At 58.8% G+C, this 25,817-nt stretch carries 23 protein-coding genes; 13 read left to right on the top strand and 10 right to left on the bottom strand.

Features of this window, described 5'->3' with window-relative positions:
* Nucleotides 1–34: 34 nt before the first annotated feature.
* From L6762_RS03775 to L6762_RS03760, 4 genes are all read right to left on the bottom strand, one after another.
* Nucleotides 35–1,186 carry an LCP family protein gene (locus L6762_RS03775; protein WP_237185652.1) on the bottom strand — a complete coding sequence of 384 codons (1,152 nt, stop codon included), beginning with the start codon at nucleotides 1,184–1,186 and terminating at the stop codon, nucleotides 35–37.
* A gap of 171 nt (nucleotides 1,187–1,357) precedes the next feature.
* Nucleotides 1,358–1,615 carry a type B 50S ribosomal protein L31 gene (locus L6762_RS03770; RefSeq protein ID WP_083091002.1) on the bottom strand — a complete coding sequence of 86 codons (258 nt, stop codon included), beginning with the start codon at nucleotides 1,613–1,615 and terminating at the stop codon, nucleotides 1,358–1,360.
* A 96-nt stretch (nucleotides 1,616–1,711) separates the two neighbouring features.
* Entirely contained in the window at nucleotides 1,712–2,590 is an 879-nt protein-coding gene (locus L6762_RS03765) for a TrmH family RNA methyltransferase (RefSeq protein ID WP_423817079.1), read from the bottom strand.
* Between the two features lie 9 nt (nucleotides 2,591–2,599).
* Nucleotides 2,600–3,385, bottom strand: coding sequence for an ABC transporter ATP-binding protein (locus L6762_RS03760; protein ID WP_237185651.1), 786 nt, complete (start codon nucleotides 3,383–3,385; stop codon nucleotides 2,600–2,602).
* Nucleotides 3,386–3,415: 30 nt separating this feature from the next.
* On the opposite strand from L6762_RS03760, the gene serB reads away from it, so the two are divergent.
* Nucleotides 3,416–4,351 carry a phosphoserine phosphatase SerB gene (gene serB / locus L6762_RS03755; RefSeq protein ID WP_237185650.1) on the top strand — a complete coding sequence of 312 codons (936 nt, stop codon included), beginning with the start codon at nucleotides 3,416–3,418 and terminating at the stop codon, nucleotides 4,349–4,351.
* 160 nt (nucleotides 4,352–4,511) lie between these two features.
* On the opposite strand, the gene L6762_RS03750 is transcribed toward serB, so the two are convergent.
* Together L6762_RS03750 and L6762_RS03745 are read right to left on the bottom strand one after the other, a co-directional pair.
* Nucleotides 4,512–5,249: an SDR family oxidoreductase gene (locus L6762_RS03750; RefSeq protein ID WP_237185649.1), complete on the bottom strand. Its 738-nt coding sequence runs from the start codon at nucleotides 5,247–5,249 to the stop codon at nucleotides 4,512–4,514.
* 299 nt (nucleotides 5,250–5,548) lie between these two features.
* Complete coding sequence (locus L6762_RS03745) at nucleotides 5,549–6,256, bottom strand: beta-ketoacyl-ACP reductase (protein ID WP_237185648.1); 708 nt, start codon at nucleotides 6,254–6,256, stop codon at nucleotides 5,549–5,551.
* Nucleotides 6,257–6,439: 183 nt separating this feature from the next.
* On the opposite strand from L6762_RS03745, the gene L6762_RS03740 reads away from it, so the two are divergent.
* From L6762_RS03740 to L6762_RS03730, 3 genes are read left to right on the top strand one after another with little or no spacing between them, the layout of a single operon-like run.
* Nucleotides 6,440–6,940: a DUF3099 domain-containing protein gene (locus L6762_RS03740; protein ID WP_237185647.1), complete on the top strand. Its 501-nt coding sequence runs from the start codon at nucleotides 6,440–6,442 to the stop codon at nucleotides 6,938–6,940.
* A 3-nt stretch (nucleotides 6,941–6,943) separates the two neighbouring features.
* Nucleotides 6,944–7,186: an acetone carboxylase gene (locus L6762_RS03735; protein ID WP_237185646.1), complete on the top strand. Its 243-nt coding sequence runs from the start codon at nucleotides 6,944–6,946 to the stop codon at nucleotides 7,184–7,186.
* A gap of 11 nt (nucleotides 7,187–7,197) precedes the next feature.
* On the top strand, nucleotides 7,198–8,166 hold the full coding sequence (locus tag L6762_RS03730; protein WP_237185645.1) for an SURF1 family protein: 969 nt from the start codon (nucleotides 7,198–7,200) through the stop codon (nucleotides 8,164–8,166).
* Nucleotides 8,167–8,249: 83 nt separating this feature from the next.
* On the opposite strand, the gene L6762_RS03725 is transcribed toward L6762_RS03730, so the two are convergent.
* On the bottom strand, nucleotides 8,250–8,840 hold the full coding sequence (locus L6762_RS03725) for a xanthine phosphoribosyltransferase (RefSeq protein WP_237185644.1): 591 nt from the start codon (nucleotides 8,838–8,840) through the stop codon (nucleotides 8,250–8,252).
* Nucleotides 8,837–10,180 (bottom strand): nucleobase:cation symporter-2 family protein, encoded by a 1,344-nt coding sequence (locus tag L6762_RS03720; protein ID WP_237185643.1) that lies wholly within the window; start codon nucleotides 10,178–10,180, stop codon nucleotides 8,837–8,839. Before L6762_RS03720 ends, L6762_RS03725 begins: the two co-directional genes overlap by 4 nt.
* 231 nt (nucleotides 10,181–10,411) lie before the next feature.
* On the opposite strand from L6762_RS03720, the gene L6762_RS03715 reads away from it, so the two are divergent.
* Nucleotides 10,412–11,143 (top strand): metal-dependent hydrolase, encoded by a 732-nt coding sequence (locus tag L6762_RS03715; RefSeq protein ID WP_237185642.1) that lies wholly within the window; start codon nucleotides 10,412–10,414, stop codon nucleotides 11,141–11,143.
* A 587-nt stretch (nucleotides 11,144–11,730) separates the two neighbouring features.
* Here L6762_RS03715 and abc-f read toward each other — a convergent pair.
* On the bottom strand, nucleotides 11,731–13,329 hold the full coding sequence (abc-f, locus tag L6762_RS03710; protein ID WP_237185641.1) for a ribosomal protection-like ABC-F family protein: 1,599 nt from the start codon (nucleotides 13,327–13,329) through the stop codon (nucleotides 11,731–11,733).
* Between the two features lie 173 nt (nucleotides 13,330–13,502).
* On the opposite strand from abc-f, the gene L6762_RS03705 reads away from it, so the two are divergent.
* The 6 genes from L6762_RS03705 (at nucleotide 13,503) to L6762_RS03680 (ending at nucleotide 22,855) form a co-directional block, all read left to right on the top strand.
* Complete coding sequence (locus L6762_RS03705; protein ID WP_237185640.1) at nucleotides 13,503–14,105, top strand: biotin transporter BioY; 603 nt, start codon at nucleotides 13,503–13,505, stop codon at nucleotides 14,103–14,105.
* A gap of 14 nt (nucleotides 14,106–14,119) precedes the next feature.
* Complete coding sequence (locus L6762_RS03700; RefSeq protein ID WP_237185639.1) at nucleotides 14,120–14,926, top strand: energy-coupling factor ABC transporter ATP-binding protein; 807 nt, start codon at nucleotides 14,120–14,122, stop codon at nucleotides 14,924–14,926.
* Complete coding sequence (locus L6762_RS03695; protein WP_237185638.1) at nucleotides 14,923–15,537, top strand: energy-coupling factor transporter transmembrane component T family protein; 615 nt, start codon at nucleotides 14,923–14,925, stop codon at nucleotides 15,535–15,537. The genes L6762_RS03700 and L6762_RS03695 overlap by 4 nt, the downstream gene beginning before the upstream one ends.
* A gap of 95 nt (nucleotides 15,538–15,632) precedes the next feature.
* Entirely contained in the window at nucleotides 15,633–17,387 is a 1,755-nt protein-coding gene (locus L6762_RS03690; protein ID WP_237185637.1) for an ABC transporter ATP-binding protein, read from the top strand.
* Nucleotides 17,384–19,306, top strand: coding sequence for an ABC transporter ATP-binding protein (locus tag L6762_RS03685; protein WP_237185636.1), 1,923 nt, complete (start codon nucleotides 17,384–17,386; stop codon nucleotides 19,304–19,306). The genes L6762_RS03690 and L6762_RS03685 overlap by 4 nt, the downstream gene beginning before the upstream one ends.
* Before the next feature lie 171 nt (nucleotides 19,307–19,477).
* A complete protein-coding gene (locus L6762_RS03680; protein ID WP_237185635.1) occupies nucleotides 19,478–22,855 on the top strand; it encodes a DEAD/DEAH box helicase family protein in 3,378 nt (1,125 codons plus the stop codon).
* A 10-nt stretch (nucleotides 22,856–22,865) separates the two neighbouring features.
* On the opposite strand, the gene L6762_RS03675 is transcribed toward L6762_RS03680, so the two are convergent.
* Entirely contained in the window at nucleotides 22,866–23,186 is a 321-nt protein-coding gene (locus L6762_RS03675; protein ID WP_237185634.1) for a nucleotidyltransferase family protein, read from the bottom strand.
* Nucleotides 23,187–23,260: 74 nt separating this feature from the next.
* Here L6762_RS03675 and L6762_RS03670 point away from each other — a divergent pair, with 74 nt between their 5' ends.
* Nucleotides 23,261–24,742: a type I restriction-modification system subunit M gene (locus L6762_RS03670; protein ID WP_237185633.1), complete on the top strand. Its 1,482-nt coding sequence runs from the start codon at nucleotides 23,261–23,263 to the stop codon at nucleotides 24,740–24,742.
* A complete protein-coding gene (locus L6762_RS03665) occupies nucleotides 24,739–25,737 on the top strand; it encodes a restriction endonuclease subunit S (protein ID WP_237185632.1) in 999 nt (332 codons plus the stop codon). The genes L6762_RS03670 and L6762_RS03665 overlap by 4 nt, the downstream gene beginning before the upstream one ends.
* Nucleotides 25,738–25,817: the final 80 nt, after the last annotated feature.

The following is a 25,817-nucleotide window of genomic DNA, read 5'->3' as shown; positions in this document are numbered from 1 at the left end:
CCCCTTATATCCTCTGGCGAGGGGCTACCTGGGCTTAGTCAGAACCGTAGGTAGCAATGTAACTAGGCATGGTATCGGTCTGCAAGGCATATGATAGGGCGCTGGTTGCAGCGGCATCGAGGACCACGATCGACTGGCCGTCCCAGGACCAGCCGGTACCGGCATTCGGCAAGGTCATGGAGACCAGCTGGGTATTACCGTTAGCCAGAACAGGCTGGGCAATACCCACAATCGCTGAAGGGGATAGACCCTGATCTACGGTCATGTAGGGAGATACAGACTCGATGACCTGCAGCAGCTTGCTAGCTGATGACAGAGCGCCATCGGCCTTCAGTTCGTTGTAGACGCCGCGCAGGAAGGCACGCTGGTTACGGACGCGCTGGTAGTCACCGTCTGAGAAGCTGTAGCGTTCACGAACAAACTGAAGGGCCTCTCCACCATCAAGAGTTTGCGACCCGGCAGTATATGTGTAAGGACCTGATGAGAAAGTAAAAGGAACCTGGACAGTTACCCCGCCCAGGGTATCAACCAGAGCCTTAAAGCCCTGGAAGTCAATTTCAGCAACGTGATCCATCTGAATACCAAGGAGCTGCTCAATGGTAGCAACCTGCAAGTCAACACCACCGTAGTTCAGACCGGCATTAACCTTGTGGGAGCCGTACCCGGGGATATTAACCCAGGTATCACGCATCACTGAAATCAGGTAGGCGGCTGAGCCGTCCTCAGGGATGTGCAGCACCATGATGGTATCGGCACGGGCACCGGTCACATACTGGGCTTCGGCACCGGAGCGCTGATCAGAGCCCAGCAGCAGAATATCGGTGGAGGCGGCGTTGACCGGACGGTCGGTGACAGCACCACCGGCTACAGCATCCAAAATGCCGTCGCCGTTAGCATCACCCTCAGAGACGTTGCTTTCTAAGGTAGCGCCCGACTCATTGGTAATCGTAGCGTTAGCTGCCTGATCAACCAGGGCCTGCAGCTCGTCATTATGGGGGGTGGTGACGGTGCCGTCCTCATTGGGCATGGCGTTATCAAAGGTCTCGGACTTATTCCAGGCCTTATTGATCATGAACAGGTAGCCGCCCACAGCGATAATCGGAATCAGCAGCAGAATGAGCAGGGTAATCCAGAGGGCTTTTTTGCTTTTCTTCTTTTTAGGTTCTTCGTGAGCCTCGACGGACACGGTACCTCCCTAACTAATCTCAAAAGGGGCGTACCCACCCGGCAAAAGGGTGCGGTACGCGGAGTGAATCGAACCCAATTCTACGCAGTGAACCTACAAAAACACCCCGTAACGCGTGATAAATCACGGTCACGGGGTGTGATATTAAGCCTGAATAGACTGGCTGTAAACTTAGGCCTTCTTGCCGAAGTTTGCGAAGCGAGCGTTGAAGCGCTCAACACGACCAGCGGCGTCCATGATGCGCTGCTTGCCGGTGTAGAAGGGGTGTGAAGCTGATGAGATTTCAACTTCTACGAGGGGGTACTCGTTGCCGTCTTCCCACTTTTCGGTCTTCTGAGAAGTCATGGTTGACTTGGTCAGGAAGGTCTCGCCTGATGCGAGGTCGCGGAAGAGAACGTAGTTGTATTCAGGGTGGATGCCAGCCTGCATGATATTTACCTTCTTCGTGCCCTGGATTTTGCCAGTGCATATCTTGTTGCTACCGGGGCGGGTGCCTACCGGTGGTTGCGGTTTACAACCGAGGAACTACTCTACCATCTTTGGGCGGGTTTCCCAGAAGGCAACGGCTGAGGCGGCCGCTACATTCAAGGAATCGACCCCGTGGCTCATGGGAATCATGACGGTGTGCTGGGTGGCTGCCAGGGTGGATGTGGCCAGTCCGTGCCCCTCGGTGCCCAAAATCAGAGCTAGCTTCTCGTCTTTGCGGTTAGCCAGTTCGGTCAGGCTCAAAGAATCCTCTTCTAAGGCGAGCGCGGCGGTGGTGAAGCCCGCTGCGTGCAGGGTGTCGAGGGCGCCGGGCCAGGAGTCCAGTCGGGCCCAGGGTACCTGGAAGACGGTTCCCATGGAGACTCGGATTGAGCGCCGGTAGAGCGGGTCGGCGCAGCGCGGGGTTACCAGCACTAGGTCGACGTCGAGGGCGGCTGCTGAGCGGAAGATGGCGCCCACGTTGGTGTGGTCCACGATGTCTTCTAGAATTGCGATGCGCCGCACCCCCTCGAGCAGGGTTTGTAGGGGGGCGGGCTCGGGTCTGGCCATGGCGGCCAGGGCCCCACGGTGCAGGGCGAAGCCGGTAACCTGCTCCAGCTCGTCCTCGCTTCCCACAAAGGCAGGCACCTCGGGGTACTCCTGCAACACGTCAATGAGGTCATCGGCCCATTTTTCACTCATGAGAAAGGAGAGAGGCCGGTGCCCGGCGGCGAGCGCCCGGCGGATCACCTTGGAGGACTCTGCGATGTAGATTCCCCATTCGGGTTCTTTGATGGAGCGCAGTTTGACGTCGGTGAGGTGGGTGTAGAAGCGGGTGGCCTCGCTCGGGGCTGTGCTGAGCGGACGCGTGTTGGGCAGGGCGGTGACGCGGGCTGAGCGTTCTGCCAGCTGCTCGGGGGTGAGTTGTTTGGGTTTCATGCTCAGGGGCTAGCGGGCGAAGGCTGAGTAGCGGCCGGACTCGTGAATGGTCAGGTCGAGGTCGAGGCCGTAGGTGGCTGAGACGTTGGCCTGGGTGAGGGTTTCTTCGATGGGGCCTGCTGCTACGATTTCGCCTTCGCGCAGGAGTAGGGCGTGGGTGAAGCCTGCGGGGATTTCTTCGAGGTGGTGGGTGACCAGGATGGTGGCGGGGGCGTAGGGGTCGAGGGCCAGGTGGGTGAGGCGCTTGACCAGGTCTTCGCGGCCTGCGATGTCCATGCCGGCGCCGGGTTCATCGAGAATCAGCATTTCGGGGTCGGTCATGAGGGCGCGGGCGATGAGCACGCGCTTTTTTTCGCCCTCAGACAGGGTGCCGAAGGGGCGGTCAGCTAGGTGGGCTACCCCCCAGTCGTCGAGCAGGGCCTTGCCCTGGTTGTCGTCGAAGGAGTCGTATTCTTCGTTCCAGCGGCCTGCTACGCCGTAGGCTGCGGTGATGACGACATCGAGCACGGTTTCGTTGCCGGGGATTTGGGCTGCCATGGGGGCTGATGAGAGGCCGATGCGGGGGCGTAGTTCAAAAACGTCGACGGCGCCGAGGATTTCGTCGAGGATGTCGACTTCGCCGCGGGTGGGGTGCAGGCGGGCTGCTGCGATGGAGAGCAGGGTAGTTTTGCCCGCGCCGTTGGGGCCAAGGACGACCCAGCGTTCGCCTTCTTCGACAGACCAGGTGATGTTGTGGATGAGGTTCTTACCGCTTCGTGAGACAGTAACCTTATTAAGTTCAAGAACTGATGCCATGGTTCACAACTTTAGTAGATAATGGTGCCTATGAGTACTTCTGTGAATATTGTTGCTATTTCTCGTGCGGACGCCCCCCTGATTGCTACCGAGGAGCAGCTGGTTGCTGCGTTGCAGACGGTTGAGGGCTTGGAGCTTGAGTCGGGTCTTTTGATGGAGGTTCCTGCCTCTCGCGTGGAGCGCGAGGCTGAGGGCCCGGCCTACTCGGTTTATATTGCTGCGGCTTCGTGGGAGCGCGGTGGTGTTGAGGACGCCCGCGGCGCCTTGGGGCTGCTGGATGGGGCGCGCTCGCTGGGCTTTGACCTGAATGTGGTGCCCGCTGAGCTGGCCAACGATGAGAAGAAGCTACTCATTATGGATGTTGACTCTACCCTGATCCGCCAGGAGGTCATTGATGAGCTAGCAGCTGCGGCAGGACGCGGCGCTGAGGTTGCTGAGGTGACCGAGCGGGCGATGCGCGGGGAGCTCGATTTTGAGGCGTCCTTGCGTGAGCGGGTTGCCACCCTAGCCGGTCTCGATGAGTCGGTGATTGATGAGGTGGCTTCCAAGGTGCTGTACTCCCCCGGCGCTACCAAGCTGGTTGAGGTTTTCCTGGCTGCCGGCCACGAGGTCTGCGTGGTCTCGGGCGGGTTTGTGCAGGTGCTCTCCCCGCTGGCGGGCTACCTGAATCTTTCCAAGGCGCGCGCCAACGTCCTTGACATCATCGAGGGTAAGCTGACCGGCAAGGTCACCGGTGAGGTCATTACCGGTGAGGTCAAGAAGGAGTCGCTGAAGGAGTGGGCCAAGGAGTTCGATATTAAGTCCTCCCAGACCATTGCCGTGGGCGACGGTGCCAACGATGTGCTCATGATCCTTGAGGCGGAGCTGGGTGTTGCGTTCAACGCCAAGACTGCCCTGCTGGAGGTTGCCGACGCCCAAATCAACACCCTGCGCCTGGACGCGGTACGCCACTTCGCTGGGCTCTAAAGATTTGCGAGGCACTGCCCTCACGCTATAGGTAAAGGACGCTGGTAGGTGGCTATCAGCGTCCTTTTACGTGATGAAATCATCGGGTTTGTACCATGCCCTGCCCACTTTTGACCTTAAAAACGGGCAGGGTGCGGTACAAAGTTCGGCGGGTGACTACTTAAATGAAGCCGCCTGCGCCGCCGACCAGCTCGATGTGGCCGGTTTCAACGTCGGCAGTTACCATCTTGGCAACTTCCTGGGCAAACTCGTTGACGGTGTAAAGTTTGCCGGCTTCTTCACGGCGGGCCTCAATGGCGCCGGGGTGCAGGCGGTTGAGTAGGGCCGCGGTGACGGTACCTTCAATCATGTCGGCGGAGACAACCACCAGGGAGATGCCCTTTTCGGTAAGGGCGGGGATTTCTGCTAGCAGGGCGTCCTCGCCGGCGCGCTTGGACTCAGCAACCGGCTTGTACTCGGGCATGGTCTCTACTTCGCGGATGAAGTGGGCCTGGTGGCTGGTCACAAAGACGATACGGCCACCCTCGGGCATCTTTTCAGCTGCCAGGCGGGCCAGGCGCAGCTGGGAGTCGCGGTTGAGCACCATGGCGTAGTCGTCGGGCATGCCGGCTTCCATGCCGCCAGAGGCGTTGAGAATGAGGTAGTCCAGGGAGCCGAAGTTTTCGATGGCAGCCTCTACCAGGGCGGCGGCGTCCTCAGCCTTGGTCACGTCGCCCTGTACGGCAACGGCCTTGCCACCGGCTTCTTCAATGGCGGCAACAACCTTGGTGGCACGGGGGGCCTTGGAGCGGTAGTTGACGATGATGTTGGCTCCCTGGGCGGCAAGAATCTGGGCGGTGTCTGCGCCCACGCCGCGGGAGGAACCGGTAATGATAATGGTCTTGTTCTGAAGTGACATTCTTAGTCCTTATAAGCGTTGTACAAATGAATTGTTTAAGTAGCAATGGGCGGTAGCTCCCCTCTGCCGGCTAACCTTCTCGCCGGTTCGCTAGCTGGCTCGCAAGCTCGCCAGATTCGCGCCGAGATTATTTTCCTCGCTTGCTCGGAATATCGGCACTCATCACAGCGATTCATGCCAGCCCCAGCCAGCCGGCTGCCGGGGAGCTACCGCCCCCGCTCTGGCGTACACAGCAGCCTGGGAAGGGTGAGAGGGTCGCGGACGGGCACACACCGGCCCGGTTGCGATTGTTTACCCGTTTAGTGCCCCATACCCAGGCCACCGTCGACGGGAATCACGGCACCTGAGATGTACCCTGCGGCGTCGGAGGCGAGGAAGAGGGCTACGTCGGCGATTTCTTTGGGTTCGGCGAAGCGGCGGGCGGGGATGGAGTCGGTGTACTGCTTTTTGAGGTCGTCGGAGAGTTGGTCGGTCATGTCGGTTTTGATGAAGCCAGGGGCGATGACGTTGGCGGTGATGTTGCGGGCGCCGAGTTCGCGGGTGATGGAGCGGGCCATGCCGACGAGTCCGGCTTTGGAGGCTGAGTAGTTGACCTGGCCGGGGTTGCCGTAGAGGCCGACAACGGAGGAGATGAAGATGATGCGGCCGCCCTTGTTTTTGAGCAGGCCCTTGGTGGCGCGCTGGGCGACGCGGAAGGCGCCGGTGAGGTTGGTGTCGATGACGGAGGTGAAGTCGTCTTCTTTCATGCGCATGAGCAGGGTGTCTTTAGTGATACCTGCGTTGGCGATGACGACGCCGACGGGGCCGAATTCTGCTTCGACGGCGGTAAAGGCTGCGTCGATGGAGGCTGAGTCGGTGACGTCTGCTTTGACGGCGAAGAAGTCGGCGGGGGGTTCGCCGCTGCGGTAGGTGATGGCGACGTTGTAGCCGGCTTTTTTGAATTCGGTGGCGATGGCGTGGCCGATGCCGCGGTTGCCGCCGGTGATGAGTACGGTGGGGTTGGTCATTGTTTCACCTTGTTGTGGGGTTTTGTTTCTGCCCCTATCTTACGCTCTTGAGAAAAAAGTGGTGGTTTGTTCAAGTAGGCGCGTGTTATTTGGCCTGGCGGGTTTGGTTAGGGGGTCGGGCGGGGTGTGGGTGCGAGGGGTAGACTGGTGGGGTGAGTTTGAGCCTGTGTGAGGAGGGTGCCGGTGGCGCAGAAGTATTGGACTGCTGAGGATTTGAAGGCTGCCGGGTATTCTTCGGGCGATTCTGAGGTTTTTGAGATTACGGACGCTGCTGAGCGGCAGTCGGTGGGGGTTAGTTCGCGGGCTAAGGTATATGCCTTCAAGATGTTTTTGCGCATTGTTTTTATTATTGCTGCGGTGATGGTGGACGGTGTGTGGCAGTGGGTGTGCCTGGCGGCGGCTGCGATTATTCCTTGGACGGCTGTGGTGGTGGCTAACGGTGAGGCTAAGCAGGGTGGTGGCGGTTTTTCTGCCATGCTGCCACCGGAGCAGCAGGCTGCTATTGAGGCGGCGCAGGCTGATCGGGCGGCTCGTGCCGCTGCGGCTGAGGGGGCGGACGCCGGTGGGCCAGCTGATAGCCACACCCAGGCGAGCGCTCACCCGGCAGACTTCGGAGCTGAGGGTTCTGGTGAGCCGATGATTATTGATGGTGAAGTGGTTTTTGATGAGGACGGTAAGGAGTAGCGGGTGGATATTTTAGGTTCTTTGAATCAGGGTCAGGCAGATAGCAGTGGCCAGGGGCCTGAGTTTGTGAAGTGTAGCCGTAAGGGCTGCCAGGAGCAGGCTCGTTTTGAGGTGCTGTGGAACAACCCGAAGGTGCATGCCCCGGAGCGGCTCAAGAGCTGGGCGGCCTGTGAGGAGCACGTGCAGTATTTGCAGGATTTTTTGGTGGCGCGTAGTTTTTGGAAGCAGACTGTCCCTCTGGGATAGGGTGGTTGCTTGTGAAGAAATACGGTTTTTTGCTCTCTGGTAAGTGGGTTGGCCTGTTTGTGCTGACGGTGGTCGCCTCGCTGGTGTGCCTGTATTTGGCGAGCTGGCAGATGAGCCGCAAGGAGGCGCTTGATTTTTCGAATGAGCGTATTTCGCAGAACTATGATGCCGCTCCCCTGGATTTTGCGGACGATTCTAGCCTGTTTGCGTCCGCTCATTCTGAGCTGCGCTGGCAGCCGGTGACCATGACCGGCCAGTACCTGAGTGAGCACCAGTTGCTGGTGCGCAATCGGCCCTATAACGGGTTGAACGGGTATGAGGTGCTGGTACCTTTCCAGACCGATCAGGGCCATATTGTGGTGGTCAACCGCGGCTGGATGGAGGCTGCGTTTGGGGATGCCGGTTCGACGGCTTCTCCGGTGCCTGCTCCCCCGGCTGGGCAGGTGACCATTACGGTGCGCCTGGTGGAGGGTGAGATTGATACGGGTGCTTCATCGGTAGATGGGCAGATTACCAGTATTGACCTTCCCGAGGTTGCTGAGGTGACCGGTCTTGATCTCGATACGGTCAATTACGGTGTGATGGCTTCTGAGAGCCCGGCCCCGGCGAGCGCCCCGATTGCTAAGGATAAGCCGGAGGAAGATTACGGGCCGAACCTGTCGTATTCGGTGCAGTGGTACTGTTTTGCGGCCATGTTCTATATTGCCTATTTCTGGTCTGCCCGCCAGAAGGTGCGCAACGATGAGCTCGATGCGCAGGTTGCCGCTGAGCTTGAGGCCTATTTTGGTCAGTTCTACGATGCTGATGGCACCTATATCGGCGATGAGGACGAAGAGGTGGTGCGCCGCCGCATGGAGTTTGTGGATGATATGCCCGCGCATATGAAGTCCATTGTGCGCCCTAAGGCCCCTAAGCGCAGTAAGAAGATTACCGATGAAGAGGTGGAGGACGCCCTGCTCGATGAGCAGCTCTACCGCTAGGCTTTGTGGGTGATTGAGAAAAGAAAATGCTCCCCTCCACCGCTTCAGGTGGAGGGGAGCATTTTCTTGAGCTGCTTGCTGTGCTACTGGGTTTTTTCTACCTCGTGGGTAAAGACCACCCCGTCGTCGGTGAAGTGGTCGATCATGGCCAGGGAGTAGACGTCGTAGCCGCGGTCGCGGAATTCTTTGCCGCCGCCCTGGAAGACCTTTTCGATGGCGATACCGATGCCGGCTACCTGGGCCCCGCCCTGTTCGCAGAGGTGGGTTAGGCCGTGCAGGGCCTGGCCGTTGGCGAGGAAGTCATCGATAATCAGGATGCGGTCTTCGGGGGTGACAAAACGCTTGTCGATGCGGATGTCGTACTCAATTTTCTTGGTGTACGAGAAGACCTTGGAGTGGTAGGTGTCGGTGGAGAGGGTTTTGGAGGAAATCTTCTTGGCAAAGACCATGGGCACACCCAGGTGCAGGGCGGCGGTCATGGCCATAGAGATGCCGGAGACTTCGAGGGTGAGGACGCGGGTGATTCCGGCGTCCTTGAAGTGCTCGGCGAAGTCGCGGCCCATGTCCATCATGAGCTGGGGGTCGACCTGGTGGTTGACAAACTGGTCGACTTTGAGGATGTTGCCGGGCAGGATGCGGCCGTCGCGACGGATGCGGTCTTCGAGGAGTTTCATGCGGTTTTCTTCTTTCGGTCAACCAGGATGATGTTGAGCAGCAGGGCTGCCAGGGTTCCGGTGGAGATACCGGAGGAGAGAATCATCTGCAGGGCGGTGGGCAGGTTGGCGAGCATATCGGGGCGCACAGTCACGCCAATACCCAGGGCGAAGGCCACCGAGACGATGAGCAGTTCGCGGTCGCCCAGTTCGATGGTGGTGAGGGTTTTGATGCCCTGGGCTGCGACCAGACCGAACATGATGACGCCTGCACCGCCGAGGACGGGCTGGGGCATCACGGAAATCAGGGCTGAGAGCTTGGGGAAGACACCGAGGATAGCCAGGATAATACCTGCGGTAATCATGACGCGGCGGGAAGCTACCTTGGTGAGGGTAATCAGGCCGACGTTCTGGGAGAAGGCGGTGTTGGGGCCCGCGCCGAAAGCGCCTGCTAAAGCTGAGCCGACGCCGTCCGCAAGTACGCCGTTAGAGACGCGCTTGCTGTCGAGTGTGGCGCCGGAGGCCTGGCCGATAGCCATCATGATGCCGACCGTTCCGATGGTGGAGACGATGTAGGCGGGGACGAAGGCCAGGGTGGAGGCCAGGTCAAAGTGCAGGCCGTAGGCGAAGATGTTGGGCAGGGCGAACCAGGCGGCGTCTGAGACGACAGAAAGGTCAACTAGGCCCAGGGGAATGCAGACCAGGTAGCCGGCGACCATGCCGATAAAGACGGCAGCAGCGCGCAGAATACCGCGGCCAAAGTGGGCGATTGCGAGGGTGAGGGCCATGACGCCGAAGGCGATGGTGAGGTTCTGCAAGGAGCCGTAGTCTTCGGAGCCCGCACCGCCTGCTGCCCAGTCCATAGAGACCGGTAGCAGGGTGATGCCGATGAGGGCCACCACGGTACCGGTAATCAGCGGCGGGAAGAAGCGCATCAGGGGCTTAATGAAGCGGGAGAGCACAATCTCAACCAGTGAGGCGCTGATGGTGGCGGCCACGATTCCGGCCATGCCGAACTGGGAGCCAACCGCGATGGTGGGGTTGACGAAGGTGAAGTCGGTGCCCATCATGCCGGGCACGCGAGCGCCCACGGGGCCGATGCCGCGGGACTGGATGAAGGTGGTGAGGCCCGCGACGAAGATGGAGGCGCTGACCATCAGTGAGGTTTGGGCGACGTTAAAGCCGAGGGCGGTACAGACGACCAGGGGTACTGCGATGATTCCGGCGAAGGCTGCCAGGATGTGCTGGAGGGCTAGCAGGATAGAGACACCGAGGGGTGGGGTGTCGTCGATCTGGTAGAGCATGTCGGTTGAAGTTTCAGCAGGGGTCTGGGGGTCTGACCCTTGGGTATGTTGGTTCAACGAAGGACTTTCGGTATGTAGTTGTGGTGGGTGTAAGGACGCTCGCCCCCGGCAGGGCTGCCGGGGCGGGGTGGTCCTAGTTTCAGTCTACGCTTCTTGCTCGCTCTGGGCGAACACTCCCCCAGCTATGCTCACTCCGTGACCACCGGCGTCCTTTTAGAACAAATATTCGAAACTGTGTTAAAGTGGTGCTTTCACTTCCAGAGGATTATTCATAAGGATCGCACCATCATGATGGGTTATTCCCACTCCATTAGCGCAGCAGCAGCCTGGCTAGCCCTCAACGAGGCGGGAGTCTTGGGCATTGATGACCCCACCACCCTGGCCGTCACTACCCTAGCGGCTGCCGGTGCGGGCATGCTCCCCGATATTGATCACCATAACGGCACCATCGCCCACTCGATTCCGCCGGTCAGTCGCTGGGTTGCCCTGTTGGTGGGGCGGCTCTCGGGCGGCCACCGCAAGGGAACCCATTCTCTGGTTGGCCTAGCAGCCTTTTGGGCCCTGGCCTTTTTTGCCGACCGCCTGACCTACGCGGGTATCCCCGTCCTAGCCCTGGCTCTAGCCGGTTTTGCTGGCGGCCTGGCCCTGCGCACCTTCAAGGCACCGGGAGGCTGGCTGGGGGCGCTCGCGGTTATTGCCGGAACCATCTATACCGATTCACTGGCTCTGATGCCCTGGGCGGTTCTTACCGGGGCGACCGCCCACATTCTGGGTGATGCCCTGACCACCCGCGGGGTTAACCCCTTCTGGCCCGTCACCATCAAGCCCGTTGTGCCCAGCAAGCTCTGGCGCAAGAGCGGCTACATGGCCCTACCTATCCTGGGTGATGCTGGCTCAGCCCGCGAGAACTTCCTCACCGCAGCCCTAACCGTCTATATCGGGGCCTACACCCTGGCCTTTTTCGGTTTCCTCACCAGCTACCCCACCCAGCTGATCAGCGGCTTCTTCACCAGAGCCTAAGACTTCAGGCAAAGATAGGGACCCGGCACCGTATGGTGCCGGGCCCCTGTCTTTCACCCGTGTATCACTTCTATGTAGTCACTCATTGAGGTGAGGTGGGAAGGAAAACAAAAATATATCTGTGCCGCTGAGGCGAACGATGTTTAGTCTTCGGTCCAGAAAACGTCGACCTCTACGCCCTCTTCAGCGATTTCGGGGTAACGTACGTCGTGTGATTCCAGCATAGAATCATCCTTTCAAGGTTCGGCCCAACGTCGGTGTTGGATTTGTGTGCCGCCTCATCGGTGAGGCGGTGTTCTTGAGGTGTAGCTGGGGAAGATTGGCTTCCGAAGCTGGTATTTACTCTACGCCGATTGGCCCACCCTGCACTAGCAAAATAGGGCCGTTATCATTTCGTGACCTTTGTTTGGGAACAAAAAACCCACGAAACACACAGGCCTTTTTCGTAGAGTGTGGTGGCCCCAACAGTGGGCTTGCGTAAGAAACAGACACACAAGCCTATTTGTACGGACCAAAGAAGGGGCGTCGATACAAGACCGCCCCGCCCGGTCAGCTACCGGGCGGGGCGGGCGTCCGCTCATTCCTGCCTAAGCCAGGGAGATGAGGTCCTGGTATTCCTTGCTCCACAAATCTTCTACCGCATCGGGCAGCAGTAGCACGCGCTCGGGGTCAAGGGCCTCAACTGCCCCCTCATCATGGGAAACCATCACAATGGCCCCCCGATAGTTCTTCAGGGCGTTCAAAATCTCTTCGCGCGAGGCCGGGTCGAGGTTATTGGTGGGCTCATCGAGCAGCAGAACATTGGCGGACGAGGCCACCAGGGTTGCCAGCGACAGGCGGGTTTTCTCACCGCCGGAGAGCACGCCTGCGGGCTTATCGACATCGTCCCCCGAGAAGAGGAAGGAGCCGAGAATGGTGCGGACGCGGGTGTCATCAAGGTCGGGGGCCGCTGACTTCATGTTCTCAAAGACGGTGCGGTCGTGATCCAGAATCTCGTGTTCCTGGGCAAAGTAGCCCACCTTGGCCCCGTGGCCGTAGATGACCTCGCCGGTATCAGGCTGGGTGCTCTTAGCCAGCATGCGCAGCAGGGTGGTCTTACCGGCGCCGTTAAAGCCCAGCACCACCACGCGCGAGCCGCGGTCAATGGCCAAATCCACGTCGGTGAAAATTTCGAGGGAGCCATAGCTCTTGGACAGCCCCGTCGCCGACAGGGGTGTCTTGCCGCAGGAGGCAGGGTCGGGGAAGCGAATCGCGGCTACCTTATCGACCTGGCGCTCTTCTTCCAGCCCGCGCATGAGCTTTTCGGCGCGCTTGATCATCTGCTGGGCTGCAACCGCCTTGGTTGCCTTGGCGCGCATCTTGTTGGCCTGCTCCATCAGGGCCGAGGCCTTTTTCTGGGCGTTGGCGCGCTCGCGCTTGCGGCGGGCCTCGTCCTGCTCGCGCTGCAGCAGGTAGTTCTTCCAGCCCATGTTGTAGATATCGATGACGCAGCGGTTGGCGTCCAGGTAGAAGACCTTGTTGACGACCAGTTCCATCAGTTCCACGTCGTGGGAGATGACCAGGATGCCGCCCTGGTAGTTCTTCAAAAACTCGCGCAGCCAGACCACAGAGTCGGCATCGAGGTGGTTGGTGGGCTCATCGAGCAGCATGGTGTCAGCATTGGCAAAGAGAATGCGGGCCAGTTCGACGCGGCGACGCTGACCACCGGAGAGGGTGGACAGGGGCTGGTTGAGGACGCGCTCGGGCAGGTCAAGATTGGCGGTGATGGTAGCTGCCTCGGACTCGGCCGCATAGCCGCCACCGGCAATGAACTCAGCTTCGAGCCGGTCGTAGCGGCGCATGCCCTTGGCGTGCTCTGCGGGGTCTTCGCTGGCCATCATTTCCTGGGCCTGGCGCATTTTGCGGGCAACCCCGTCCAGGCCGCGGGCCGAGAAAATGCGGTCCTTGGCGAGCTGGGTCATGTCATCGACCTTGGGGTCCTGGGGCAGGTAGCCGATGGTGCCGCCGCGGGTGACGGTACCGTCAGCGGGCAGGGTCAGCCCGGCCAGCACCTTGGTCATGGTGGTTTTACCGGCGCCGTTTCGGCCCACGAGACCGACCTTATCGCCCTTATCGATGCGGAAGGTGACGTCCTCCATGAGCAGGCGAGCGCCAGCTCGCAGTTCGAGGTTGTTGACTGACAGCACGGGTCTGCTCCTTGGGTGGGGGGTGGGTTGGCCAGCTATCTATCTTACCGCCCCGGTGTGGTGCTGGTCGATGTTGGAAGGGCCACCGGGGCGTTGGTTCGGGCTGGCGTCACAGAAGTGAAAGAAAGGCAGAGTTTTTGAACGGTGTTCAAAACCTGTTTATAGTAGTGGGCATGACATCATCACAGACTTCCGCGCGCCCGGCGCGCGCCGCTGCCAATCCCGGTCGCGATCTGGCTCTTATCGCTGTTTTTGCCGCTTTTATTACCGTATGCGCCCTGTTGCCCGCTATCCCGGTGGGCCCGGCTGCTGTTCCGATTACCCTCCAGACCCTGGCGATTTATATCGCAGCCCTGACCCTGGGTGGTACCCGCGCTGCCCTTGCCGTTACCCTGTATGTCGTCGCTGGCCTGATTGGCCTTCCGGTTTTCTCTGGGGGTAAGGGCGGCTTCGGCACTATTGTCTCCCCCTCCTTTGGCTACCTGCTGGGCTTTATTCCCGGTGCCCTGATTACCGGCGGGCTTGCCTACGCAGCCCTGCGCCGCCGTATGAGCGGGGCCGGCCTGTTTGGCGCCTTTGTGGTGGCTGTACTGGCAGGTTTTGCCATCATCCAGGTCTTTGGTGTTGCCGGCATGATGATCAACGCCGACCTTGAACTGGGCGCTGCCGTTGCCGCTGCCCTGATTTACATCCCCGGCGATCTCATTAAGTGCCTGGTAGCCGTGCTGGTTGCCCTGGCTGTGCACCGGGCCTTCCCCACCCTGGCCCGCCGCTAGGTACGATAGAGCCCGTGTTTTTTTCTCGCTCTTCACGCGCAAGCGCTGCAAGCCCGTCGGCCCAGTTTTCGGACGACGGGCTGCTTGCCACCCGCTCAGCCACCGTTACCGTTGACACCGGCACCAGCAACCGCACTCTCTTACACAACATCACCGTGGAGCTCTCTGCCCCGCGCACCGCAGTGCTCGGCCTCAACGGCTCGGGCAAGTCAACCTTCCTACGACTCTTCAACGGGCTCTCCCAGCTCACCTCGGGCGAGGTCACCGTACACGGGGTGAGCGTGAGCGAGCATCTACCTGCGGTGCGCTCGCGGGTGGGTATGCTCTTTTCAGACCCCGGCGCCCAGCTGGTGATGCCGACGGGGGTTGAGGATGTCGAGCTCTCCCTTCAGCACATCAAGGGCAAGGACGCCCGCCGCGCCGCTGCTCTGGAGGCCCTTGCTGAGCGCGGGGTTGAGCACCGCGCTTTTGACTCTGTCTATAACCTCTCAGGCGGTGAAAAGCAGTTGACCGCCCTAGCTGCTGTACTTGCAGTAGACCCTAAGGTTCTACTTTTAGATGAACCCACAACTCTTTTAGACCTCAAGAATAGGTTGAGGCTATTTGACCTGCTCGATTCCCTTCCCCAGCAGCAGGTCATCTCCACCCACGATCTTGACCTGGCAGCTACCTGCGATGAGGCAATCGTCATCCACGAGGGCCGCTTGCTGGCGCAGGGGCCGGCGGCAGGCGTCCTGGCAGATTACCAGCGCTGGTGTGCCACGGACTTCCCTGCCCCACCTGAATCTGCTGAGCCCCAACGTCCCGGGGGGCATGTGTGAACATTGCCAACCAGCTCTTTGGCACCTACCAGCCCCTCGGCACCCCGGTGCACCGTGCACCCCTGTGGGTCAAAGGTGTCTTCATTCTTCTGCTGGGCATCTACCTGGCAGCTACCAGCCATTGGGGGTTTGGCCTTGCGGCCCTCGCGCTGGTGCTGACTCTTGGGGCTCTGGCAAAAATTCCCTGGCGCACCTGGGTGCAGTCCCTGGTTTCTCTTTCCTGGTTGCTGGCAATTCTGTTGGTCTACTACCTGGTGAGCGGCAAGATTGAGTCGGGGGCGGACGTCCTGCTGACCCTACTCACCATGATTGCAGCTTCAAAGGTGCTGCTGTGGTCAACCCCTATGCCGGTCTTGATTGACGGGTTTATCTGGCTGTGCACCCCCCTGAAGTGGGTGGGTGGCTCCCCTGAGCGGGTGGGGCTGGCTCTGGCCCTGATGGTGCGTTCTATTCCGGTGATTATGGATAGCTGGCAGCTGATTCAGGCGGCGGTGGCCGCCCGCGGGATCAAGGTCGCCCAGTTCCGGCTTTTCATTCCCCTAGTGATTGCCACAGTGGCCTACGCCCAAGAAACCGGCGACGCCCTGGCCGCCCGGGGCCTTGACCGGTAAAGAATCTAGGCAAGCTCAGCCAAGAGGGGCATAATAGAAAGGACGAAGGTGCAGAGATGCACCTTTTTTCTTTGACGAAAACGCCCTAGGATTCCATGAAAATCACCCAATTCATTCACCGGCGAGAATGGTTACTCGTCCTGGTGGCGGTGCTGTCCATCGTGGCTCAGGTCTACCTTGACCTCAAGGTACCCGAGTACATGGAAAACATCACCCTCACTATCTCAACCCCCGGGTCTGAGCTGAGGGACGTCACCTCAGACGGCACTCTCATGCTGGCAGCAGCCTTGGCCTCTATGGTCTGTGCCATTATCACCGGCTTCTGCACCGCAATTTTCGGTACCACTCTAGCCCGGCGCATGCGGGCCGGGGTCTACAACAAGACCTTTGACCTCTCCAGCGCCGAGGTGAACCACATCGGCACCGACAGCCTCATCACCCGCTCCACCAACGATGTCACCCAGGTGCAGATGTTTGTGGTCATGGGCCTGCAGATGAGCATTAAGGCCCCCATCATGGCGGTCTGGGCTAGCTCCAAAATCGCTACCCAGTCGCTGACCTGGACCATCCCTACCGGGATCGCCGTCCTCGCCACCCTGCTGGTGCTGGGCGTCGCCATGGGCCTGGCAATCCCCCGCATGATGCGCATGCAGAAAATCACCGACCGTCTCAACCGGGTAACCCGCGAGCACCTGACCGGTCTGCGCGTCATTCGGGCCTACACCACCGGGGACTTCCACAAAGAGCGCTTTGAAGAGGTCAACACCGACCTGCGCAACACCACCCTCTTCGTCAACTCCACCATGGCCTTCATCATGCCCCTGCTGACCGCCATCATGACGGGCCTGTCCCTCTCCATCTATGTGCTGGGTGCTGTGCTGATTGACGGCACCGCCGACCTGACCGAGCGCGTCACCCTCTTTGGGCAGATGGTGGTCTTCTCCACTTACGCCCTGCAGGTGGTGACCAGCTTCATGATGATGACCGTTATTTTCGTGATGGGCCCGCGAGCGCTGGTTGCCTGGCGTCGTATCCGCGAGGTGCTCTCCACCGAGCCCGCGATTGTGGACGGCGGCGCGAGCGCTGGGGTTGCCCCGGCAGGTTCCCTGGAGTTTAGGGACGTGTCCTTCCGCTACCCCGAGGCTGACGGGGACGCCCTGCATTCGATTTCCTTTACGGCTGCCCCGGGCGAGACCGTGGCGATTATCGGCTCAACCGGCTCGGGCAAGTCGACCCTGGTAAATCTGATTCCGCGTTTTGCCGATGTGCGCGAGGGGTCGGTACTGGTGGACGGCGTTGATGTGCGCGACTGGAACCAGAAGGACCTGCGCGACCGCCTGGCCTATGTGCCCCAAAAGAGTGTGCTCTTCTCTGGCTCGGTGGCCTCGAACCTGGCCCTGGGCGAAGGCCTGCACCCGGTGACCCCCGAGGACGTGGTGGCGGCGGCTCACGCTGCTGCGGCAGCTGAGTTCGTGGGGAAGAAAGAGGACGGCTACGCCTCGGCGGTTGCCCAGAACGGCAAGAACTTCTCGGGTGGCCAGCGGCAGCGCCTGTCGATGGCCAGGGCTTTTGCCCGCGGCGGGGAGATCATGATTTTCGATGACTCCTTCTCAGCCCTGGACTATAAGACCGAGCGGGATATTCGCAGCCAGCTCAAGGACTCCGCCAAGGGGGCAACCATTGTGGTGGTGGCCCAGCGTATCGGTACGGTACGGGAGGCCGACAAGATTCTGGTACTCGATAAGGGCCGCCTGGTTGGCTCTGGCACCCACGAGGAACTACTGGCTACCAATGAGGTCTACCAGGATATTGCCCTGTCCCAGCTCTCTGAGGAGGAACTTCGCTCATGAGCCAGTCACCAGTCTTTACCCCCGAAGAGCTAGAGTCAGCACGCCGGGGCCTTGAGTCTTCTGAGCAGCTGCGCGATAGCCAGCTCAAAAGCGAGAAGGCAGGACGCCCCGGAGGTCACGGCGGGCCCGGCGGCCCGCCGCGCGCACCCATGCCGGGGCAGGCGTCCGCCCCTTTTAAGCAGACTATGGGCAAGCTCCTTGCCTACCTGCGCCCGGTGCTGCCGGGCATGGTGGTCGCTATTGTCGCTGCCGTCATCGGGGTGATTCTCACCATTGTTGCCCCGCAGTTCCTGTCGGCCATTACGGACGAGATTCAAAAGGGCTTCACCGGCCAGCTGGATATGGGCGAAATCTACCGCCTCATGTGGATCTCTATCGGCATGCTGGTGGCCTCCCTGATCCTGAGTCTGGTGGAGGGGCAGATTATGGCCCGCTCAACCGTCTGGGTATCGCGCTCCATGCGCCACGACCTGGACCGCAAAATCGACCGGCTCCCCCTGGCCTACATGGACAAGGGTTCTACCGGCGACACCCTCTCGCGCGTGACCAACGACGTCGACACCCTGCAGCAGACCCTCAACAACTCCCTGGCTACCACCATCACCGGCGTGGTTACCCTGGTGGGCTCAGCCGTCATGATGTTTGTAACCGACTGGCGCATGGCCCTCGCCGCTATCGCCGCCTCCCTACTCGGCATTGTGACCTCCGGCTTCGTACTGACCCGCAGCCAGAAATACTTCGTGGCCCAGCAGCAGCTCCTGGGTAAGCTCAATGGCCACATTGAAGAAACCCTCAGCGGCCATTCCATGATTCGCGCCTACAACGGGGAGGCAGGCGCCCGCGCCGAATTTGCCGACCGCAATAGCGACCTCTACCGGGTGGCCTGGAAGTCCATGTTCTTCTCGGGTCTCATGTTCCCCCTCATGGGCTTCATCGGCAACCTGGGCTATGTGGTGGTCTGCGTGGTTGGTGCCGCCCTGGTTCTGAACAACACCATTACCTTCGGCGTCATCGTCGCCTTCATCGTCTATGTCCGCCTCTTCACCAACCCCCTAGGCCAGCTCGCCCAGTCGGCTACCTCCCTGCAATCGGCGGCGGCTGCAGGCGCTCGCGTCTTTGAGTTCTTGGAGGCCGAGGAGCTGGAGGACGAGTCCGCCAAGAGCACCCCCCTGCCGAACCCCGTGCGCGGCGCTGTGGATTTTGAGGACGTGCGGTTCAGCTACGAGCCGGGCAAGGAGATTATCCACGGCTTTACCGCCTCGGTGGCTCCCGGCCAGAAGGTGGCGATTGTGGGCCCAACCGGGGCCGGTAAGACCACCCTGGTCAACCTGCTCATGCGCTTCTACGAGCTCGACTCGGGGCAGATTCGCATTGACGGGGTGCCCACCACCGACCTGACCCGTGAGCAGGTTGATTCCCTCTTTGCCATGGTGCTGCAAGATACCTGGCTCTTTGAGGGCACCCTGCGGGAGAACGTGGTCTACGGGGCTGGGGAGGTCAGCCAGGAGCGCCTGGATGAGGTCATGGCCTCGGTTGGCCTGGACGAGCTGGTATCGCAGCTGCACGACGGGTACGACACGGTACTGACCGACCAGACCCAGCTTTCTGCCGGGCAGAAGCAGCTGGTCACGATTGCCCGCGCCATGGTGGCCAATAAGCCGCTGCTGATTCTTGATGAGGCAACTTCATCGGTTGATACCCGCACCGAGCTGCTGATTGCCCGGGCCCTGGGCCAGCTGGCGGTTGGTAAGACCTCCTTCGTGATTGCCCACCGTCTCTCCACCATTCGCGACGCCGACGTCATCTTCGCTATGCGCGACGGAGACATCGTCGAATCCGGCTCCCACGCTGAGCTGCTGGAGCGAGGCGGCTTCTACGCCGAGCTCTACAACTCGCAGTTCGCGGAGGCGGACGAGTAGGGAGGGCGGAGCAGGCCCCTGCTCACGCCCGCCCCCCAAGGGGACCTGATTTCCAAAAAGGGACCGCATAATGTGCGGTCCCTTTTTGGAAATCAGGTCCCCTTCCAAGCGCTGACCAGGCTAAAATATGTGTGATTGCACCTACACCTTCTCGCACAGTCACGAGGCGCTATGTCTAACTTTGCTTTTGTTTACCAGGCCCTGCCGGAGCTCTACCAGGATTGCGCCAAGGCTGAGGGTTATTTGGTGACGGACGCGCCTACCGCCTGCTTCTACGCCCGGCGGGCTATCGAGGGTTTGGTTGAGCATATTTACCGGGTGCGGGGCATCTATCGCCCGGAGCAAGCCACTTTGGCAACCCTGACCAGCAATGAGGCTTTCTCGGTATATCTCGACAATGACAAGCGTCTGAAGTTCAAGACCATCCGCCATCTGGGAAACGATGCGGCCCACAATTCACGGAAAGTGCTGTCTGAGCGGGACGCCGAGCGGGCAGTTACCGACCTGTATCACCTGATGGTCTGGGGCGTGTATAACCATTCGGCAAACCCAGCCCTAGCCCCTATGGGTAGGGCTTTTGACCGCCAGCTGATTCCCACACTACGCCGTCAGGCGGAGCAGCGAGCCCTAACCCAGCAGCGCATGGCTGAGGCTGAAGCAGAACGCACGGCTGAGATGGAGAGGATAGCAGCTGAGCACCAGGCGAGGGTGGATGCTATGGACGCCGAGCTGGAGCGTCTTCGAGCCCAGTTGGCTGAAGCCCAGGCGGCTAAGACCCTGCCAGATACCCACGACTACAACGAGGCGGAGACCCGCGACTACTTCATCGATTTGCTCCTGAATGAGGCTGGCTGGCCCCTTGCTCATAAGCGGGACCGTGAGTACCCGGTGACGGGGTTGCCCACCCCCAGTGGGTCGGGCCGGGTTGATTATGTGCTGTGGGGCAGGGACGGCCGCCCCCTCGGCTTGGTTGAGGCCAAGCGGGCGCGGGAGTCAGTAGATATTGGTCGCGACCAGGCCAAAGCATATGCGGACGCGCTCCAGGCGGCGACCGGTGTCCGCCCGGTTATTTTCTACACCAACGGCTATACCCACTACCTGTGGGATGACGCGGCCGGTTACCCGCCGCGTGAGGTGCAGGGTTTCCTCACCGAAGATGAGCTGGCCCTCTTGATTGAGCGCAGGACCAGCCGCCAGCAGTTGAGCGGGCAGCAGGTGAATACTGAGATTGCTGGGCGCGACTATCAGTTGCGGGCTGTTGCTTCGGTGGCTGAGGCTTTTGATGCCCGGCGTCGTAAGGCCCTGCTGGTGATGGCGACCGGTTCTGGTAAGACCCGTACAACCATCGCCCTGGTGGACCTGCTTTCGCGCGCCGGGTGGGTCAAGCGCGTCCTGTTCCTGGCTGACCGCACCGCCCTGGTGAATCAAGCGGTCAAGGCTTTCAAGGCCCATCTGCCGAATCTGGCTACGGTGAATCTGGTGGAAGATAAGCAGGCCAATGGCCGGGTCTATGCCAGCACCTACCCCACCATGCTGAACATCATTAACCGCACCCGGGCTGAGGGCGAGGCCACTCTGCGCGAATTCGGCCCCGGTTACTTCGATTTGATTGTGGTCGATGAGGCTCACCGGTCGGTCTATGCCAAATACAAAGCGATTTTTGAGTACTTTGACGCCCTGCTGGTGGGGCTCACCGCTACCCCTAAGGACGAGGTTGATTTCAACACCTACGCCCTCTTTGACCTCGAACCCGGTGTGCCGACCGACGCCTATACTCTCGATCAGGCGGTGAGCAATGGTTACCTGGTTCCTGCCCGGGGCTTTAGCGTGGGCACCCGTTTCTTGCGCGAGGGTATCAGCTATGACCAGCTCAGTGAGGCTGAGCAGGAGCAGTGGGAGTCTGCTGACTGGGGCGATTCTGTGCCCGATGAGATTACCAGCGAGGCCCTGAACCGCTTTCTTTTCAACGCCGATACGGTCGATAAGGTACTGACCACGCTCATGGAGCACGGCTACCGGGTAGCTGACGGTGAGTTGCTAGGTAAGACCATCATTTTCGCCAAGAACCAGGCCCACGCAGATTTTATTTACGAACGGTTTAACGCGCTCTTCCCCGGCTACGGCGGCTCCTACGCCCAGGTGATTACCAACCGCACTTACGCGGCTGAGTCGGCGATTGAGAAGTTCTCACAGCCGGAGTCTCTGCCCCGCATTGCCATTAGTGTGGATATGCTCGATACCGGCATTGATGTGCCTGAGATTCTGAACCTGGTCTTTTTCAAGCTGGTACGGGCCAAGACCAAGTTCTGGCAGATGCTGGGGCGAGGCACCCGCCTGGCTCCCGATGTTTTTGGCCCCGGGGCCGATAAGACGGACTTTTTGGTCTTCGATTTCTGCCAGAACCTGGAGTATTTCAGCCAGGATCTGCCCGGCTCTGAAGGCCAGCTGGCTAAGCCTGTTTCCCAGCGGGTGTTTGAAACTCGGGTGAGGCTGGCCCGGGCCCTGGTGGGCTCTGGCACCGTGGGTGCTGGGGACGATTACGCGGTGGCGGTGCGCTCTGACCTGGCTGCCTTTGTGGGCAGGTTGGATATGGGCAATGTGCTGGTACGCCGGCACCGGGCAGCGGTGGAGCGTTTTGCATCCGCGGACGCCTGGGCGCAGCTTTCTGAGGCGGATGCCGAGTTGGCGCTGAGTTTGGGGGCTGTTGCCTCAACTGTGCCGGTTGAAGGAACCCTGGAGGCCAAGCAGTTTGACCTGCTCATGCTCGGGGCTCAGCTCTCTGCCCTCACCGGTGATTCTGCCGCGCTGGCCCGCACCAAAGAGGTGGCCCAGACCCTCGCCGAGGACCTGCTGACTAAGGCAGCGGTTCCTGCTATCTCGGCTGTCCTGCCACACCTGGAGCAGCTGGCCGCAGATGACTGGTGGGTGGATGTCTCCCCTGCCCTGCTGGAGTTCATGCGTAAGAAGCTGCGCGGTGTCACCCACCTGCTTGATAGGGGCCAGAAGAAGATTGTCTACACCAATTTTCAGGACGAGCTCATCGACCCGGTAGAGGTCGAGGTTGTGCGCACCCAGGTGGGTATGAACCAGGAGCGGTTTGAGCAGAAAATGCAGGAGTACCTGCGCGAACACCTGGATGCGGTTGCTGTGCAGAAGGTTCTTCGCGGCAAGCAGCTAACGGACGAGGATTTTGCGGCTCTGGCTGATTTGATCGACGCTTCGGGTATCGGCGGGCCGGCGAATGTGCAGGTGGCACGTGAGTCCGGGGGTCTGGGTGTGTTTGTGCGCTCGCTAGTGGGTTTGAGCAGCGACGAGGCCCGGGCAGCTTTTGCGGCCTTTTTGGATGAGTCACGGTATTCGGCGACGCAGATTCGGTTTGTGCAGCGCATTGTGGATGAGCTGAGTGAGAATGGCACGGTTGACCCGTCGCGACTCTATGAGGACCCCTATGTGAGTTTGGGCGACCCGCTTGAGATGTTCGGGGACGATGACGCCTTTGAGATTGTCTCGATTCTCAACCGAATCAGGGCTACGGCAGAGGTGGCTTAAGGGAAATCTTTTAGCAGATGGTGACTAGGTCTTTCTTGGCTTCTGCTGAGATTTTCTCTCGCAAAACTGTGGGGGTAACAACGTCAACCCTGACACCTAAGAGCCGTCTGAGTGATTCTGAAATTCCAGCGAGTTTCATGATGGTTGCGCCTTTGGTGTCGTCAATGTCGACCATGATGTCGATGTCGCTCTGTGCATGAGCATCCCCACGCGCGACTGAACCGAAAAGCCTGGGGTTGGTGGCTCCGTACTTGCGGAAGATTGCGCCGATAGCATCGCTGTTATCAGCAATGAGTTTCTGTAGTCTCAGTGAATCTGCGCTGGCTGTCATGTTCCCTAGTCTACGCAAGGTTCACTTCCCTGGGTAGAGGCTGCCCAGAGGTATAACCCCATATACTTAGAGCTATGGCTATTGCAATCTCGGGCGAGACTAAATCACGTATTGATCGTATTTGGAATGACTTCTATTCTGGCGGTATTTCTAACCCGCTAGAGGTTATTGAGCAGCTGACGTATCTGCTGTTTATTCGTCGTTTGGATGATGCGCAAACTCGTGCTGAGAAGCAGGCTCGGTTGACTGGCCGTCCGGTGGAGAACCCGGTGTTTGGTGAGGGTCAGGAGCTGTTGCGGTGGCAGAATTTTAAGAATCAGGATCCTCAGGTCATGTTCGATGTGATGGCCTCGGGTGTGTTTCCGTTCTTGCGTAATCTGGGGGCTCAGCTGGGTGGTGAGGAGTCTACCTACACCCAGCATATGAAGGATGCTACTTTCAAGGTTCCTACTCCTGCCCTGTTGGCTAAGGTTGTTGACCAGCTTGATGCTATTACGCTTGATGATCTTGATACGAGTGGTGACTTGTATGAGTACCTGCTGTCGCATTTGTCGGTTGCGGGTCGTAATGGCCAGTTCCGCACTCCGCGACACATTATTGAGTTGATGGTGGCGATGATGGCTCCTGATGTTGAGGACGTCATTGTGGACCCTGCCTGCGGTACGGCTGGTTTTTTGGTGGCAGCTGCTGAGTGGGTGCGTGAGAATCGTGACCCGTTTACAAATGCCAAGCACCGGGAGCATTTCCATGGGGGTATGTTCCACGGGTATGACTTTGATTCGACCATGTTGCGTATTGGGTCGATGAATATGATGTTGCACGGGGTGAATAACCCTGATATTCGCTACCGTGATTCTTTGAGTGAGGGCGCCAGTGAGGACGCCGAGAAGTACTCTTTGATTCTAGCGAATCCGCCGTTTGCGGGGAGCTTGGATTATGAGGCGACAAGCCAGGATTTGTTGAAAGTCGCTAAGACTAAGAAGACTGAGTTGCTGTTTTTGGCCCTGTTTTTGAAGTTGTTGAAGCCCGGTGGACGGGCTGCGGTGATTGTGCCGGATGGTGTTTTATTTGGGTCGTCGAAGGCGCATAAGGACGTTCGCCGCGCCTTGGTTGAGGACCAGAAGCTGGATGCTGTGGTGAAGTTACCTTCGGGTGTCTTTAAGCCTTATGCGGGTGTGTCGACTGCGATTTTGTTCTTTACGAAGACGAATTCGGGTGGCACGGATGAGGTGTGGTTCTTTGATGTTGAGGCTGATGGGTTCAGCCTGGATGATAAGCGGAACCCGGTTGAGGCTAATGACCTGCCGGAGGTTTTGAAGCGCTGGGCTGAGCGTGATGATGCTGAGCGTGGGCGGGCCCGCACGGAGAAGTCCTTTACTGTTCCTAAGAGTGAGATTGTGGAGCAGGGCTATGACCTCTCTATTAACCGCTATAAGGAGCTGGTTTTTGAAGAAGTGACCTACCGCTCCCCTGAGGAGATTATTGCGGAGCTGGAGCAAACCCAGCGCGAAATTGGCGAACACATCGAGCAGCTGAAGAAGGTGATGGGGCTGTGAGCGAGACTAGGACGGTGAGGCTTGGTGATATAGCTCGCTGGGGTAGCGGAGGAACACCTAAACGAAGTGTTTCGGAATATTTTGGAGGTAATATTCCTTGGCTTTCGATATCTGATTTGAATGATGGAATAGTTTCTGTTTCTAAAGAAAATATTACTGAAGCAGGTCTAGCAAACAGCTCTGCTAAATTAGTTCCTGCTGGATCAATCCTTGTGGCAATGTATGGTTCAATTGGAAAATTAGGTATAGCTGGGGTCGACCTGACGACGTCACAAGCTATTGCATTCGCAATTCCTGACGAGTCAGTAATTCTTGCACAATATTTATTTTACAAGTTATTGGAATTGCGTCCTCGTTTAATCTCAATGGGCCGAGGTGGAACCCAGCAGAATATTGGACAAGCTGATCTAAAAGGAATTGAAATTGAGCTCCCGTCTATTATTGAGCAAAGGAGACAAATCGAGATTTGGAATCTTCAAACAATAATCTCACAGAAGCGTGAGCGCCAGCAGGAACTTTTCATTGAATTTGATAGAGCGATTTTCAATCAGAAATATGCAAAAGCCACGAAATCTGTAAAGCTTGGTGAGATTGTTGAAATTCGCTCCGGCTTAGTTGACCCGACACTACCTGAATATCAAGATTTGCCACACATTGGACCTGACAGCATTGTTAGTGGACGCGATGAAATCAGTGGCTGGAGAACAGCCGCTGAAGATGGTGTAAAGAGTGGAAAATTCTTATTTAAAAAGGGGGACATTCTATATTCAAAAATTCGCCCCAATCTCAATAAAGTAGCGATAGCGCAGTTTGATGGATTATGTAGCGCGGATATGTACCCTTTGATAGTCAACAACAACCTAGTAGATTCCAAATATCTTCAAATGGCGCTTAGCTCCGAGAGCTTTATCGCCTACGCAAACTCATTATCCAACAGGGCAAATATACCAAAATTAAATAAAAATCAGTTACTTTCCTTCGAGCTAAAAATTTGAGATAATCACTAACCTGATCACATCGAGCACCGAAGAATTTAATTAATATTAAATAACATTTATTATTTCATAAAAATCAT

The organism is Rothia nasimurium (genome assembly GCF_928381705.1).
GTDB classification, from domain to species: Bacteria; Actinomycetota; Actinomycetes; order Actinomycetales; family Micrococcaceae; genus Rothia; species Rothia nasimurium_G.
Note: the sequence above shows the minus strand (reverse complement) of the source record. Positions and strands in the feature narration are given on the sequence as shown.